The 15,637-nt window shown below is 60.4% G+C and carries 14 protein-coding genes; 8 read left to right on the forward strand and 6 right to left on the reverse strand.

From position 1 onward, the window contains the following. Window positions 1-113: 113 nt before the first annotated feature. Window positions 114-2,033: a tyrosine-protein phosphatase gene (locus tag V3W27_RS27805; protein ID WP_330208044.1), complete on the reverse strand. Its 1,920-nt coding sequence runs from the start codon at window positions 2,031-2,033 to the stop codon at window positions 114-116. A 320-nt stretch (window positions 2,034-2,353) separates the two neighbouring features. Here V3W27_RS27805 and V3W27_RS27810 point away from each other — a divergent pair, with 320 nt between their 5' ends. Continuing rightward, the gene (locus tag V3W27_RS27810) at window positions 2,354-2,830 is read left to right on the forward strand and encodes a hypothetical protein (RefSeq protein WP_027613790.1); all 477 of its coding nucleotides are present in this window, start codon (window positions 2,354-2,356) and stop codon (window positions 2,828-2,830) included. Between the two features lie 57 nt (window positions 2,831-2,887). Then, on the forward strand, window positions 2,888-3,409 hold the full coding sequence (locus V3W27_RS27815) for an AAA family ATPase (RefSeq protein WP_247269036.1): 522 nt from the start codon (window positions 2,888-2,890) through the stop codon (window positions 3,407-3,409). A gap of 121 nt (window positions 3,410-3,530) precedes the next feature. Here V3W27_RS27815 and V3W27_RS27820 read toward each other — a convergent pair whose 3' ends face one another. After that, the gene (locus V3W27_RS27820; RefSeq protein ID WP_330208045.1) at window positions 3,531-4,454 is read right to left on the reverse strand and encodes an NADP-dependent oxidoreductase; all 924 of its coding nucleotides are present in this window, start codon (window positions 4,452-4,454) and stop codon (window positions 3,531-3,533) included. A gap of 36 nt (window positions 4,455-4,490) precedes the next feature. After that, window positions 4,491-4,928, reverse strand: a complete 438-nt coding sequence (locus tag V3W27_RS27825; protein ID WP_123588109.1) for a DoxX family protein — start codon at window positions 4,926-4,928, stop codon at window positions 4,491-4,493. Between the two features lie 178 nt (window positions 4,929-5,106). Here V3W27_RS27825 and V3W27_RS27830 point away from each other — a divergent pair, with 178 nt between their 5' ends. Next, on the forward strand, window positions 5,107-6,015 hold the full coding sequence (locus V3W27_RS27830) for a LysR family transcriptional regulator (RefSeq protein ID WP_330208046.1): 909 nt from the start codon (window positions 5,107-5,109) through the stop codon (window positions 6,013-6,015). A 74-nt stretch (window positions 6,016-6,089) separates the two neighbouring features. Here V3W27_RS27830 and V3W27_RS27835 read toward each other — a convergent pair whose 3' ends face one another. Further along, window positions 6,090-6,587, reverse strand: coding sequence for an AAA family ATPase (locus V3W27_RS27835; RefSeq protein ID WP_330208047.1), 498 nt, complete (start codon window positions 6,585-6,587; stop codon window positions 6,090-6,092). Between the two features lie 88 nt (window positions 6,588-6,675). Between V3W27_RS27835 and V3W27_RS27840 the strand changes: the two genes are divergently transcribed. Beyond that, entirely contained in the window at window positions 6,676-6,957 is a 282-nt protein-coding gene (locus V3W27_RS27840; protein ID WP_247842672.1) for a hypothetical protein, read from the forward strand. 507 nt (window positions 6,958-7,464) lie between these two features. Here the strand turns inward: V3W27_RS27840 and V3W27_RS27845 are convergent. Next, on the reverse strand, window positions 7,465-9,669 hold the full coding sequence (locus V3W27_RS27845) for an OsmC domain/YcaO domain-containing protein (RefSeq protein WP_103367606.1): 2,205 nt from the start codon (window positions 9,667-9,669) through the stop codon (window positions 7,465-7,467). 230 nt (window positions 9,670-9,899) lie between these two features. Between V3W27_RS27845 and proP the strand changes: the two genes are divergently transcribed. Next, window positions 9,900-11,402, forward strand: a complete 1,503-nt coding sequence (gene proP, locus V3W27_RS27850) for a glycine betaine/L-proline transporter ProP (RefSeq protein ID WP_027613786.1) — start codon at window positions 9,900-9,902, stop codon at window positions 11,400-11,402. Between the two features lie 49 nt (window positions 11,403-11,451). Here proP and V3W27_RS27855 read toward each other — a convergent pair whose 3' ends face one another. Further along, the gene (locus tag V3W27_RS27855) at window positions 11,452-12,318 is read right to left on the reverse strand and encodes a LysR substrate-binding domain-containing protein (RefSeq protein ID WP_098968353.1); all 867 of its coding nucleotides are present in this window, start codon (window positions 12,316-12,318) and stop codon (window positions 11,452-11,454) included. A 99-nt stretch (window positions 12,319-12,417) separates the two neighbouring features. Here V3W27_RS27855 and V3W27_RS27860 point away from each other — a divergent pair, with 99 nt between their 5' ends. The 3 genes from V3W27_RS27860 to V3W27_RS27870 are packed head-to-tail and all read left to right on the forward strand — an operon-like array spanning window position 12,418 to window position 15,621. Continuing rightward, entirely contained in the window at window positions 12,418-13,350 is a 933-nt protein-coding gene (locus V3W27_RS27860) for a DMT family transporter (RefSeq protein ID WP_330208048.1), read from the forward strand. A 47-nt stretch (window positions 13,351-13,397) separates the two neighbouring features. Next, window positions 13,398-14,654 (forward strand): MFS transporter, encoded by a 1,257-nt coding sequence (locus tag V3W27_RS27865; protein ID WP_330208049.1) that lies wholly within the window; start codon window positions 13,398-13,400, stop codon window positions 14,652-14,654. A 37-nt stretch (window positions 14,655-14,691) separates the two neighbouring features. Next, window positions 14,692-15,621, forward strand: coding sequence for an alpha/beta hydrolase (locus V3W27_RS27870; protein ID WP_330208050.1), 930 nt, complete (start codon window positions 14,692-14,694; stop codon window positions 15,619-15,621). Window positions 15,622-15,637 lie beyond the last annotated feature (16 nt).

A 15,637-nucleotide genomic window follows, 5' to 3' on the forward strand; every position in this document is an offset into this window, starting at 1 on the left:
TCGCTCCCACAGGAATATGCAGTGGACTCAGGATTGGCATCTGGCCGTTCCAACGGTTTTGCTGGTGCTTTGTCAATGGTGGTCATCCTTGACCTTGCGTTGTTATCCCTGCTTTAGAACGCGTAACTGGCCTTGAGGCTGCCGCTGAATCCATGGCTGTCACCGCCGCCGCTGGCACCGACTTCTGCGCCGACGCTGACCGCGCCGAGGCTGGCCATCAGGTTGACGCCGCCGCTGAACTGGTCGCGGTTGTCGAAGGCGGCGCGTTTTTCGATGTCGAGGCCCAGAAGGTGGCCCTGGCTGTTGACGTCGTTGCTGCCCAGCGTGCGTTCGTAGCCGACTTGTACGCCCGGCACCAGTTGCCAGGCGCCCATCGCCACCGGGGCAAACGCCACGTTGAGGTTGGCGACGGCACTGCGGCGGGTGGCGGTGTTGTCGTCGATGTCGAGTGCCAGTTCGCTGCCCTTCTCTTGGAAGCCTTTGAGGTCGAGGTGGCTGACGCGCAAGCCGAGGCTGGGTTCGAGGATCATGCCGTTGACCGGGGCGCGGTAACCCAGCGCCAGCGTCGCGCCGGTGAGGTTACCGTGGGTGTCGCCCTTGGCCGTGCCGAGGCCGCCGCCCAGTTCGCGTTTGCTGTCGTAATCGACGTAGCCGGCGCTGGCATTGGCGTCGACGAACAGGCCACGTTCCAGGCTAGTGAAGCCGTAGCGCGCGCCGAGGTTGAAGAAGGTGAAATCGGTATCGGCCTCGCCGCCCGCGCCGCCGACGGTGCCTTTGCTGTAGCCGAAGCCGCCGCGTGCGCTGAGTTGTTCGGAGAAACGTTGGGTGATGCCGATCAGCAGGCCCTGGCTGTGTTCGTTGCTGCTTTCGGCGTGGGACGAGCCGTCGGTGCCGAGGTAACTCGCCAGCGCGGTGGTCCACAAACGGTATTGGCCGACTTTCAGGTCGGTGCCGCTGGCATAGGGCGCGGCGGCTTGCTCGATCATTGCATTCTGGCGCAGCAGGTAGCTGGCGGCGTCGGCGTGAACCTGGCCGCCGACCTGGGACTCGACACCGCCGAGGGTGCCGGCGTCGATCGCCGATTGCAGGTAGTAGTTGTAGGCGCTGTAGGTGCCGGACAGGTTGCTGTTCTGCAACTCGCGCAACAATTCGGCACCGGCAGCGGCGTTGCCGATCAGCCCGGCCTGACCCGGCAGGCTGTTGTACTCGACCAGTTTGCCGCGCAGGACGTAAATGGTTTCCTGGGACAGGCCGAGGCCTTGCTTGAGGTAGTTGTCCATGCTGCCGTATTCGGCGGTGACCTCGTCGAGACCGGCCTGCAAGTAGCTGGCCTGCACACCGAGCAGTGGCGCGTAGACCGAAGCCATGCTCGGCGGCAGCGCCTTGAGGGTCGCGGCGACGCGGGCGGCGGTGTAGTTGTTGGTCGCCAGGTAGTTGGCCATGATGGTCGCATTGTCGACCCCGGCGATGCTTTGCAGCACGGCGGCGGTCCAGCCGGTGCGGTCCTTGCCGGCGGTGCAATGGAACAATTGTGCGCCGTCGGTGGTAGCCAGTTCGTTGAACAGTTTGCCGAATTGACCGCGCATCCCGACGTCGCTGACGAAGGCGCGGTTGGTCTGTTCCATCATGGCAATGGCGTCGGCGGCGCTTTTGAACGACACGGTGGTGATGTTCGCGCCGGAGGTGGTGCTGCCGATGATGTCGATGTTCTGGTAGGTCGCACCGGTCAGCATCGTATCCGGCGTGCCGGCGATTTCGCTCGGCGTGCGCAGGTCGTAGACGGCTTTGATGCCGAGGCTGTTGAGGGTCGCCAGATCCGCTGCCGACGGCGTGATCGCGTTGGAGCGGTAAAACACGCCGCTACGCATGGTGCCGTCGTGGGCGGTGGAATACGCAGTAGTCAGGCCGGCGACATCACGGAAGTTGTCGATGCTTTGCAGACGCGGCGTGTCGAGCACCAAAGGCTCGGCGGCGTGGGCAGCGGCGATGGACAGGCTCAGAACGGACAGCGAACACACAAGACGTTGAAACACAGTGCAGCCTCATTGGAATTAGTGTTGGGCTGGCTACTATCTGCAATCAACTGATACCAAATATGACAGAACGACTGCGCACGCAAATGCCTGCGCGATTGGGCCGTGGGCTGCGTTTTTTGTCCGTATCTGCCAGAGAGCCACTGTAGGAGTGAGCCTGCTCGCGATAGCGGTGTGTCAGACAACGCAAATGTCAGCGATATACCGCTATCGCGAGCAGGCTCACTCCTACAGGGTTCGGTGATGAATGTGGAGTTTTCGGTTGAAGGCGATTCCGTCCATAATCCCTCCCCCAAATGGACTGACACAGGAAATGTGAAATGGACACCACTCAATGGCTCGGTTTGTTCGAGCGCGCCTTTCAAGGCATGGAGAAGAATCTTGAGCAAGTGCTGCAACTCAACAGTTGCCGCGAGCATTGGATTCAAGCCCAGATCAGTCTGCAAGCCTGGTTCGAAGATGAGATCGAGATCTGGACGGATCTGCCGATAGGCGACCGACGCAAAGCGGACCTGTACTCATTGGACGACAACGGCGCGCCGAGGATGGTCGCCGAAATCAAATGCCTGGGCGATGTCTCGCAGGCCAAGTGCCTGGAAGGCGATTGGTCAGTGCGGGCCGATGTTGATCGGTTGCGCTCTTTCGAGTGCCCCACCCGCCTGTTCGTCCTGGTCATCGCCAAAGGCGAGCGCGAAACCAATACCGGACGTCGCCTTCGCGAAGATGAATGGGTGGATGGCCGGACATGCGTCACTGTGGATCTGCAATTTGCCCTGGTTCGGATGTGGGCGTTGTAAGTCAGGTCTTCATCCACTTCTGCGCACGACCTGGGCCACTGCGAACAAGGACTGCCAATGCTAATTGTCTTCAGCGGGCTGCCAGGAACCGGAAAGACCACCATCGCCAGATCACTCGCGACCCGGCTGGATGCAACCTGCCTGCGTATCGACACGATCGAACAAGCCATCCGCAACGCCGGGGTTCTGGCGGATGATGTGGGTACCAGTGGTTACCGGGTAGCCAACGAGTTGGCCGCGAACAACCTGCGTCCTGGCCACAGCGTCGTGGTTGATTGTGTGAATCCGGTCGCTGAAAGCCGGCAAGCGTGGGCCGACATCGCGGCTCGCTCGGGAGCGCCGTTGCTCAACATCGAAGTGATTTGCTCGGATCGACGTGAGCATCGTCGTCGGGTTGAGCAGCGGCAATCAGATATCATGGGGCTGACGCCACCGACATGGTCCTCCGTGGCGAATCATGAATATGAAGCCTGGGCGCAGCCGATTCTTTGCCTCGACACTGCGAATGTCAGCGTGGATCAGGCGGTGGAGATCGTCGTGCGCCAACTGACTGATCACCACCCGACCGTTTTGCCCTGATGCGGGCAAAGTGCTGATTTTGCTGATGGCGTGCTGAGGCCGGGTCGACCATTTGACCCGACTTCAGTATTTGCCCGATGAAGAGCAGGAAGGTCTCCGCAGTGCAATTGTGAGCGGCGAACTACTTCGTGGGATCGAGGACCAGCCGGCCGTGACCACGGCGGCTCAGGCTTTTCTCGAGCGCACGTTGCGCCTCGCTCAGCGGGAACACTTCGACGTCGACCGTGAGGTGGCCGCGATCGAACAGTTCGGCGATCAACGACAACTGCGCACCGTCGGAGCGGGTGGCGAAGTTGATCGGGGTTACGCCGTAGTCATTGGCCAGCGTGATGCTCGGCGCGCTGACCGGCGAGATCAGTAAGCCTCCGCGTTTCAACACGCGGAACGAACGGTTCTGGGTGTCACCGCCCACCAGATCGAGCACCACGTCGACTTCAGATACCAGCTCATCGAACGCCCGCGTGGTGTAGTCGATAACGTAGTCTGCACCGAATTGCTTGAGGTACGCATGATTGCTGGCCGAGGCGGTGGCGATGACCTCGGCGCCCAGATACTTGGCAATCTGCACCGCCATGCTGCCCACGCCACCAGCTGCGGCGTGGATCAGCACTTTCTGCCGCCGCTGCACGCCAGCGTGCTCGGTCAACGCTTGCCACGCGGTGAGCGCGGTGGCCGGAACGGCACCAGCCTGCAAGGCGCTGAGGGATTGCGGTTTCAGCGCCAGTTTGCTCACCGGGGCCACGGCTTTGCTCGCATAGCCACCGACGATGTTGATGAAGCCGAACACTTCATCACCGAGCTTGAATTGGGTCACACCGGGGCCAGTGGCGATTACTTTGCCGGACACTTCAACGCCCGGGGTGAACGGCAGTGGCAGCGGAATGAACGCTTTCATCGCGCCGGACAGCACCTTCCAGTCGATCGGGTTGACCCCTGCCCCGGCGACCTCGATCAACACTTCACCTTCGCCGGCTACAGGGTCGGCGATGTCTTCCAGTTGCAACACTTCGGGGTTGCCGTATTCGTACACACGGATGGCTTTCATGAGAGACCTCGATCGATTGGAGTGGGTAGCGCGTGATCAGTGACGACGAGCGTCAAGGCTGAAACGACCGGCGCCGAACGCGACCACTTGCAGAAGGCCACCGGCCATGGCGATGTTCTTGAAGAAGTGGATGAACTGATTCTGATCGCCCAAGGCGTTGTGGAACGCCAGCGCAGTGACCACGCTGAACACGGCCAGCACAGCGGCGACGGTTCGGGTGCGGTAGCCGGCGATCAGTGCCAGGCCGCCACCGATTTCTACGATGATTGCCAGCGCCAGCGCCACTTGCGGCAGCGGCAGACCGACCGAGCCGATGTAGCCGATCATCATCGCCGGCGCCGCCAGTTTGGAAAAACCGGAGAGGATGAAGATCGCGCTGAGCAGAATGCGGCCGATCAACGAGGCCGAGGCCTGGGTGACGTCATTGCGGGTTTGTTCAGTAGCGGTTGGAGCAATGTTTGCGGTAGTGGTCATGACGATATTTCCTTCAAACGTGCGGCGATCCGAGATGAATCGTCCGAGTGAGGAAATGGTGCGCCTGGCCAGCTAATCTGAATAGCCGACTAATTTCGATCATTACGTTCTATAAAATAGACAAGCTGATAGACCTTAGCGAGGATATCGCTACGCTGAATATGACGAGGAAACAGCCATGATTTCCGACCCAGGCACGCCGACGCTGGATCAACTGAGGGTGTTTTTGACGGTGGTGGAACTGGGCAGTTTCGCTGCCGCCGCGAGGAAGCTGCACCGCGCAACATCGGTGATCAGCTATTCGATGGCCAACCTGGAATTGCAGCTGGGGGTAACGCTGTTCGATCGCCAGACCACGCGCAAACCGCAACTTACCGAGGCTGGCCGGACCGTACTGGCCGAGGCACGCACCATCGCCAACGGGGTGCATGGCTTGCGCGCCAAGGTCAAAGGCCTGTTGCAGGGGCTGGAAGCTGAGGTGCATGTGGTGCTGGACGTGATGCTGCCGCCGCAGCGGGTGGTGGATGCGTTGAAGTCGTTTCGCGAGGCGTTTCCCACCGTCGCCCTGCATTTGCACATGGAGGCGCTGGGGGCAGTGACTGAGCGGGTGATCAATCGCGGGGCGATCATTGGCGTCAGTGGGCCAATGAACGAAGGCATCGATGCGATCGAGCGTATCGGTGCCGGCAATGTCGAGTTGATTCCGGTGGCGGCACCGAATCATCCGTTGGCTTCGGGTGAAGCGAACACACCGGGGGCCGGGCGTGAACTGACGCAACTGGTGTTGTCCGATCGCTCGCAACTGACCAAGGATCGCGACTTCGCCGTTCTCAGCAACCGCACCTGGCGCCTGGCGGATCTGGGTGCCAAGCACATGCTGCTGCGCGAAGGGATTGGCTGGGGGAACATGCCGTTGCCGATGGTCGAGGAAGATTTGCAGTCCGGCCGACTGGTGCAGCTGAACCTGCCGGAGTACCAGAGCGGCATCTACCCGTTCGACGTCATCTACCGCACCGACCTGCCACCGGGACCGGCGGCGCGGTGGTTGATCGAGCGGTTTGTGCAGCAGAGCGTGCGGGATGCCTGACATGGCCCTATCGCGAGCAGGCTCACTCCTACAGGGTCATGCAGCAGGTTGGCAGACTGAGATCATTGTGGGAACTAGCCCTGTTGCCGATTGCGGTGCATGACAATCTCCAGCCCCTCGCCCACGTCCGGCTCCTGAAAGTAACGCGTGATCAAATCAAACTCCGCATCCGACGCCGCGAACTCATGCTCCGCCAGCGCGTTGCGTGCATGCAGCCGGACGCGGCAGGTGTCATCATCCACTTCGAGATAATGCAGGCAATGCGGCACTTTTGCAGTATCCGCCAGCCCTCGCAACCACTGCCGATCCGCCACGGTATTGGCTGGAAAATCCAGCACCACACTCACTCCCGCGGTAAGCACATCGATCACCAACGGCCCCAGCACCCCGCGAATCTGCCGCGCACATCGAAGGTAATCCGCCACGGATTTGATCTGCTCCGGATACAGCCGCGACAGCCACTGATCCTCACTGAGCACCAGCGCGCGCTGCTCCTCAGCCAGTAATTGGGCCAGTGTCGATTTGCCCGAGGCGATCTTGCCGCACATCAGGTGTAGTGTGGGTGCACGCATTGGGGACGCTTCCTTATGTCGATTGCTGGATAATGCCCAACGCCTGTCGGCGAGGCAATTGAGGCGCATGACTCAACGAGGAACCCAGATGACCACAATCACCGCACGCCAATGCTCGTCCTGGGTGCTACTTACCCTGCTCGCCACTGCCATGGCGCTGACGGCCGGCTGTTCGAGCAAGCGCTACGCCACCAACGGCTCGAACTGCTACGCCAAAGCCGTGCCCACTTCCGGCGAAGGCGGTTTGGCCTGGGGCGACACCTTGAGCATGGCGCGCAAGAAGTCGATGAATAACTGCATGCGTTATGCGAGCCGCTCCGGAGGGACGCCGAACACTTGCCAGGTGGTGCAGGCGCAGTGCAAGCGCTGACGGCACCGATAATGATGTTGGCTGAAACGGTCCTATCGCTGGCAAGCCAGCTCCCACAGGGTTATTGGGTGGACTCAGGTTTGGCGGCTGCCAGAAATCCAATGTAGGAGCGAGCCTGCTCGCGAATGCGATCTGTCAGCCAAAGCGATGGCGACTGACACGCCCTCTTCGCGAGCAGGCTCGCTCCCACATGGGGTTGTGCAGTGGACACAGAATTAGCGGCGGGTTCCCGCAGGTTTTGCGGCGGAGACGGGATTGGCGTCCAGTGTGCCGTCCTGAACCATGCGGTTCATGGCGTTGGCGTTCAAGTACACAGCAGTATTCGTGAGAGTCATTTTGCCGACTCCATGTCCCCACAATACTCACTTGTGGTGAGGGGATTCATCCCCGATGGAGTGCGTAGCAGGCCCGCTTCTTTATTGGTTGAAGAAGCCCGGCCCACTTTGCCCGCCATCGGGGATGAATCCCCTCACTACAGGTTTACTCAGCAGAAGTGACCGTCTGCTATCAGCGATTCAAACCCGCCGCATTAGCCCGCGCGGTGTGCAGCTTTTTATAACTGTCGATCAGACGCAGGTGACGATCCAGCCCTTCGAGTTTCATGCTGGTCGGTGTCAGACCATAGAAACGCACGCTGCCATTGACCGAGCCGATCGCCGCGTCCATGCGCTCGTCGCCGAACATGCGGCGGAAGTTGGCCTCGTAGTCGGCCAGTTCCAGGTCTTCGTCCAGCTCCATTTCCAGGCACACGTTCACCGCCTGATAGAACAAGCCGCGCTCGACGGTGTTGTCGTTGTATTGCAGGAAGGCTTCGACCAGATCCTTGGCCTGTTCGAATTTCTGCAGGGCGAGGTAGATCAGCAGGCGCAGTTCCAGAATGGTCAGTTTGCCCCACGGCGTGTTGTCGTCGAACTCGATGCCGATCAGCGTGGTGATGTCGGTGTAATCATCCAGCTCGCTGTTTTCCAGGCCTTGAGCAAGGTTGCGCAGACCGACCTTGCTCAGGCTGTGCAGGTTGAGGATGTCGGCGCGGAATTGCAGGGCCTTGTTGGTGTTGTCCCAGATCAGGTCGTCCACCGGATAGATTTCCGAGTAGTCCGGCACCAGGATCCGGCAGGCATTGGCGCCGAGGTCGTCGTAGACCGCCATGTAGGCTTCTTTGCCCATGTCTTCGAGGATGCCGAACAGCGTTGCGGCTTCTTCGGCGTTGGAGTTTTCGCCTTGACCCGAGAAGTCCCACTCGACGAATTCGAAGTCAGACTTGGCACTGAAGAAGCGCCACGACACCACGCCGCTGGAGTCGATGAAGTGCTCGACGAAGTTGTTCGGTTCGGTCACTGCTTGGCCGGAGAACGTCGGCTGCGGCAAGTCGTTCAGACCTTCAAAACTGCGGCCCTGCAGCAACTCGGTCAGGCTGCGTTCCAGCGCGACCTCCAGGCTTGGGTGCGCGCCGAACGAGGCGAACACACCGCCAGTGCGCGGGTTCATCAGGGTCACGCACATCACCGGGAATTCACCGCCCAGCGACGCGTCCTTGACCAACACCGGGAAGCCCTGCTCTTCCAGGCCCTTGATCCCGGCGAGAATGCTCGGGTACTTCTCCAGCACTTCCTGCGGCACGTCGGGCAAGGCCATTTCGCCTTCGAGGATTTCGCGTTTGACCGCGCGCTCGAAGATCTCCGACAGGCACTGCACCTGGGCTTCGGCCAAGGTGTTGCCGGCGCTCATGCCGTTGCTCAGGAACAGGTTTTCGATCAGGTTGGACGGGAAGTACACCACCTCGCCATCCGACTGGCGCACGAACGGCAGCGAGCAGATGCCGCGCTGGGTGTTGCCGGAGTTGGTGTCGTACAGGTGCGAGCCTTTGAGCTCGCCGTCGCGGTTGTAAATGTCGAGGCAGTATGGGTCGAGAATCTCTGCCGGCAGCTCGTCTTTCGGGCCCGGTTTGAACCAGCGCTCGTTCGGGTAATGCACGAACTCGGCGGTGGCGATGTCCTCGCCCCAGAACTGGTCGTTGTAGAAGAAGTTGCAGTTCAGGCGCTCGATGAACTCGCCCAGTGCCGAGGCCAGCGCGCCCTCTTTGGTCGCGCCTTTGCCGTTGGTGAAGCACATTGGCGAGTGCGCATCGCGAATGTGCAGCGACCAGACGTTAGGCACGATGTTGCGCCACGAGGCGATTTCGATCTTCATCCCCAGATCGGCGAGAATCCCCGACATGTTGGCGATGGTCTGCTCCAGCGGCAGATCTTTACCGGCAATGTAGGTGCCCGCTTCAGAGGTCGAATGCGGCATCAGCAAGGCCTGCGCATCGGCGTCGAGGTTCTCGACTTCTTCGATCACGAACTCGGGGCCGGTCTGCACAACCTTCTTCACCGTGCAGCGATCAATCGAACGCAGAATGCCCAGACGATCTTTCTCGGAAATGTCCGCCGGCAGTTCGACCTGGATCTTGAAGATCTGGTTGTAGCGGTTTTCCGGGTCGACGATGTTGTTCTGCGATAGGCGAATATTCTCGGTCGGGATATTGCGCGTTTCGCAGTACAGCTTCACGAAGTAAGCCGCGCACAAGGCCGACGACGCCAGGAAGTAGTCGAACGGCCCCGGTGCCGAGCCATCGCCCTTGTAGCGAATGGGCTGATCGGCGATCACCGTGAAGTCGTCGAACTTGGCTTCAAGTCGAAGGTTGTCGAGAAAGTTGACCTTGATTTCCATGCGGGTTTACCAGAGAGCAAAAACGAATTGGCGGCCATTATCCGGGTTTTCAGCCTGACGTCTTGTGCTTTTGCGTAATCGCCGCCGGGTGGGCTCTGCTGCGTCTTGGCGGGTGCGAACGACAAAAATGCCCTGAGCAGTGAATTTTTTCGTGTCTTCTTGTATCTGACGGAAAGAACCCATGCCAGCAAAACAGTGGCATCGAATCCGTTCAGCTATGAGTGACCCGCATGAAATCAAGGAAAAACAAGGTCAATCCCATCGGATTGAAAGACATCACGATTGTCGACGACGCCAAGATGCGCAAGGCGATCACCGCCGCCGCACTGGGCAACGCCATGGAATGGTTCGACTTCGGGGTGTACGGCTTCGTCGCCTATGCACTGGGCAAGATCTTCTTCCCCGGCGCCGATCCAGGCGTGCAGATGATTGCGGCACTGGCGACCTTCTCGGTGCCGTTCCTGATTCGTCCGTTGGGCGGGCTGTTCTTCGGTGCGCTGGGCGACAAATACGGGCGACAGAAAGTGCTGGCAGCGACCATCGTGATCATGTCGCTGAGTACCTTCGCCATCGGCCTGATACCGTCGTATGAGTCGATCGGCATCTGGGCGCCGATCCTGCTGTTGCTGGCGAAAATGGCCCAGGGTTTTTCGGTCGGCGGTGAGTACACCGGCGCCTCGATCTTCGTTGCCGAATATGCGCCCGACCGCAAGCGCGGTTTCCTTGGCAGTTGGCTGGACTTCGGCTCGATTGCCGGTTTCGTCCTTGGCGCCGGTGTGGTGGTGCTGATCTCGACGATCATCGGCGAAGAGAAATTCCTCGAATGGGGCTGGCGTCTGCCGTTCTTCCTCGCCCTGCCGCTGGGCATGATCGGCCTCTATCTGCGGCATGCGCTGGAAGAGACGCCGGCGTTTCAACAGCATGTCGAGAAACTCGAAGAAGGCGACCGTGAAGGTCTGGCGGGCGGGCCGAAGGTCTCGTTCAAGGAAGTCGCGACCAAACACTGGCGCAGTCTGATGACCTGCATTGGCGTGGTAGCGGTGACCAACGTCACCTATTACATGCTGCTGACCTACATGCCGAGCTACCTGTCGCACAACCTGCACTACAGCGAAAACCGTGGCGTGCTGATCATCATCGCGATCATGGTCGGCATGCTGTTTGTGCAACCGGCGATTGGTTTTATCAGCGACAAGATCGGCCGCAAACCTTTCATTGTGGTCGGCAGTATCGGTCTGTTCCTGCTGGCGATTCCGGCGTTCATGCTGATCAACAGCGGCAAGATCGGCCTGATCTTCTCCGGCTTGCTGATCCTCGCGGTGTTGCTGAACTTCTTCATCGGCGTCATGGCCTCGACCCTGCCGGCAATGTTCCCCACGCACATCCGCTACAGTGCACTGGCCGCCGCGTTCAACGTCTCGGTGCTGATTGCCGGCCTGACCCCGACCGCCGTGGCCTGGCTGGTGGAAAGCACCAACAACCTGTACATGCCGGCCTACTACCTGATGGTGATTGCCGTGGTCGGCCTGATCACCGGCGTGACCATGAAAGAGACCGCCAACAAACCGCTGCGCGGTGCCGCGCCGGCGGCGTCGGATCTTGAGGAAGCCAAGGAACTGCTCAAGGAACACCACGACAACATCGAGCAGAAAATCGAAGACATCGACGCCGAAATCGCCGAGCTGGAAGCCAAGCGCAAGGAGTTGGTGCAGCAGCATCCGCGGATCAACTGATGTAATGACTGACGGCGGCCCTGCCCGGAGGCCGCCGTCGCTCAACGCGTCACAACACGAAGCCGTCACCGATCAAGCGCACCAGAACCTCCCCCGCCTCACTCAATTCACCCGGTGCCTGCATCAGGCGCAACTCGTGCAGCGGCAACTCGGGTAATCCCTCCTCACTGCTCAACACGCGCATGCCGGGGCGCACTTGCGCACGATCAACAATGCCCACCGCCAATCCGGCCTCGATGGCTGTTTCCAGCGCGCTGGCACCGGCGCTGACAATCACTGCGCGCCACCGGCGTCCCTGCTCGCTCAATGCATCCACGGCAACGCTGCGATAGGGACAACCCTTGCCGTGCAAGGCCAGCGGTACCGGCCGGGTGAGATCCTGCGTGTAATTGTGCGCGGCGACCCACACGGGCTGGGTCAGGCCCAGCATCCTTACGCAACGCGTCGATGGCGGCGCGTCTGCGACGACCACCAGCAACGCCAGATCCAGTTGTCCGCGTTCCAGACGCGCACTCAACCGACCGCTGGCACCTGTTTCGACTTCCAACTCGATGTGCGGAAAATCTGCCGACAGGTGCGGCAACGTACAGCCCAGGACCGCGCCGGCGTATTCCTCGGAAATCCCCAGGCGAACCCGCCCGCTGGCCAGCGGCGTGCTGAAACTCGCCAGCAATTGATCGTGGTGGCGTAGTAAATCGGCGCTCTGCAGGGCGAAGCGTCGACCCAGTGGCGTGAGGTTGACCGTCTGGTTATCGCGCTCCAGCAAGCGCCCGCCCGCCAGCGCTTCCAGACGCCGCACATGCAGGCTGACCGCTGACGGGCTCTTGTTGAGGAAACTCGCGGCGGCGAGAAATTGCCCGAAGCGCACGATTGCCTGAAAGGTGCGCAACAGTTCGATATCAAGGGCTTCGGCCATGCTTGAGAATTCCTGCATCAGTGGTGCGGATCGTATCGTTTGAATGCATCAGTGCTTGATTCATATCATCGAACTCATTCCTCTGTCAGGTGCCATGCGATGAACGTCATGCCTGTTCGTTTTTTACTGCTGATGGCAATGGTGGTCAGCTGGAGTTCGGGGTTCATTGGCTATCGCTACGTCGCCGATCAGGGCAGCGTATACCTGGCCTCGTTGTGGCGTTTTGTATTGACGGCATTGCTGTTGCTGCCGTTCGCCTGGCCCGGCTTGCGTGGTTTACGCGGCAAGGACATGTGGCATCAGGCACTGCTTGGGCTATTCGCGATGGGTGGCTACATCGGACCGATTGCCGCCTCGATTCAACTTGGCGTCACGCCTGGCACTGCGTCACTGTTTGCCAATCTGTTGCCGCTGATGATCGTGCTGCTGGCCGGCAGCGTCCCAGGCCAGCGCACACGTGGCTGGCAATGGCTGGGTGTGGCGCTGTGCGTGATCGGCATGCTGCTGGCCAGCGCCGCGAGTGTCGAATGGGCCGGTGCGGGGTTGTGGGCCTACAGCTTGCCGTTACTGGCGGTATTGTCGCTGGCGGCGGCCACCTTGTTTGAGAAAGCCCGGCCGGGCATTGCAATACCGGCCACCACGGCGCTGTTCATTCAGGTATGCGCGGTGATTCCTGTATTTGCGCTGCTGGCTGGCCTTGAGGGTGAATTGCGCCCGCCCATCACTGCGGATTTCGTCAGTGGCGTGCTGTGGCTGGTGATCTTCTCGACGTTTGGTGGCTACGGATTTTATTGGCTGTGCTTGCAGCAATTCAGCATACAGCGCATCAGTGGCGCGCTGTTTCTGACGCCACCGGTGACACTGTTGTGGGCGTGGATGCAGTTCGACGATCCGCTGAGTGCCAGCACGCTACTCGGTATCGGTCTGACCTTGATCGGTTTGCCATTGCTGGGGCGAGCGCCGAGCGAAAAAGTGTGTGCCGTCGGCATCCGCCAGGAAACTAAATCCGCAGGCGACAAGTCACTGACTTAGCGGAGGTTGAGGCATTTCGCCGAACCTCGTTTATTGAAGATGCCAGCGTGGTCACTCATACCAATCGTCGCAACAACCTCTCGCTGGACAGCCTGAATTTCTTCCTCGCCGATGTGCGCGATGGTCTCGGGCCGTATCTGGCCATTTACCTGCTGGCCGTTCATCACTGGGAGCCGGCCAGCATCGGGCTGGTGATGACCCTCGCTGGCATTGCCGCCCTTGTCACCCAGACGCCCGCCGGTGCCCTGGTCGACAACACACGCAGTAAACGAGCAGTGATCGCGATTGCCGCGTTACTGGTGACCGGCAGTTGCGTGGTATTGCCCTTCGTGACGTCCTTCAGTCTGGTAGCGATCACCCAAGCGCTGAGCGCCGCCGCGGCATCGGTGTTCGCTCCAGCCATTTCGGCGATCACCCTAGGCATCACCGGGCCGCGCGCGTTCACCCGACGCACCGGACGCAACGAGACCTTCAACCATGCCGGCAACGCCTGCGCGGCGCTGCTGGCCGGTGGATTCGCATACCTGTTCGGGCCGGTGGCGGTGTTTTATCTGATGGCGGTCATGGCGCTGTGCAGTGTTATCGCCGTGAGCTTCGTCGATGCCAACGCGATCAACCATGATCTGGCCCGGGGCCTTGACCCCAGCGACGCTACACACAATAAAGCGCCCTCGGGATTGGCGGTGTTGCTGACCAACAGGGCGCTGCTGATGTTCGCCATCTGCTGCGCCCTCTTTCACCTGGCCAACGCAGCGATGCTGCCACTGGTGAGCCAGAAACTGGCGCAGGTCAACTTGCAGATGGCGACGCCACTGACCTCGGCCTGTATCGTTGCCGCACAACTGGTCATGGTGCCGGTCGCCTTGCTGGTCGGGGCCAAAGCCGATGTGTGGGGACGCAAGCCGCTGCTACTCGCAGGCTTCCTGATTCTGCCGCTGCGTGGCGTGCTTTATACGTTATCCGCCGACCCTTACTGGTTGGTAGCGGTGCAGATGCTCGACGGCGTCGGCGCGGGGATCTTCGGTGCGCTGTTCCCGGTGGTAGTGAAAGACCTGACGCTGGGCACAGGACACTTCAACATCAGCCTCGGCGCTCTCTCGACGGTGTTTGGTCTGGGCGCAGCATTGAGTGCCAGCGTGGCGGGCATTGTGCTGCAGGAGGCCGGTTACAACGCGGCATTTCTGACCCTGGCGGTGATTGCCGGAGTGGCGTTTGTGCTGTTGTGGCTGGCGGTACCTGAGACATTGCCGCGGGTGGGGAATATTGAGCCGGCGCTGCAACCTGAGGAGGAAGGATTTGGCTAAGAATGTGCTTGAGTTCAGCGATAGTGATCTGGCGCAGATGCAACGCTTCAATCGCAAGCTCGCCTGGCTGCCGCGTTTTCGCATCCGCAATCGGCTGACGCCGCGTTTGATCCAGGCATTGCTGCGTGCCAGTCAGATTGTCAGCGCGGATAAAACGCTCAAGCATGATCTTCATGCGCAGAACATTGTGGTCCACTCACAAGGCACTTCAGTACCCGTCCGAATCATCCGCCCGCAAGGAAAGGCTCAAGGTGTGGTGCTGGATTACCACGGTGGCGGCTGGGTGATCGGCAATGCGCGGATGAACGACGACCTTAATATCGGCATGGTCAAGGCATGCAACGTGGCGGTGGTATCGGTCGACTATCGGTTGGCAGTCAATACGCCAGTTGAGGATCTGATGCAGGATTGTTTGTGCGCCGCGCGCTGGCTGTTGAGCGATGATTGCACGGAGTTCGTCGGCCTGCCGGTAATCGTTGTCGGCGAATCGGCAGGCGCGCATCTGGCAGCTGCCACCCTGTTAACGCTCAAAGCATCATCCGATCTGCTGCAGCGAGTCAGCGGCGCCCTGCTCTATTACGGCGTTTACGATCTCGCCGGCACCCCAAGCGTGCACGCAGCACCTGCTGAAACGCTGGTACTCGACGGCCCGGGAATGGTCGAGGCGCTACGCTTGTTGACTCCAGGATTGAGCGATGATGAACGCCGGCAGGCGCCACTGTCTCCGCTATACGGCGACTTGAGCGGATTGCCACCGGCGTTGATGTTCACCGGTGAACTGGATCCGCTGCGCGATGACACGCTGGAACTGGCTGAGCGCTGGCAACGATCAGCACCGGTTGAAATCCATCTACTGCCCTCGTCCGCCCATGGCTTTATCCATTTTCCGACCACCATGGCTAGTCGTGTTTTGGCCTACAGTCGGGCTTGGATTTCGCGTCAGATCAGGGCAAAAACAAGCAGTTAGGGCCTGTATTGGCAGG

This window comes from Pseudomonas sp. AM14(2022), assembly GCF_036346455.1.
Lineage (GTDB): Bacteria > Pseudomonadota > Gammaproteobacteria > Pseudomonadales > Pseudomonadaceae > Aquipseudomonas > Aquipseudomonas putida_A.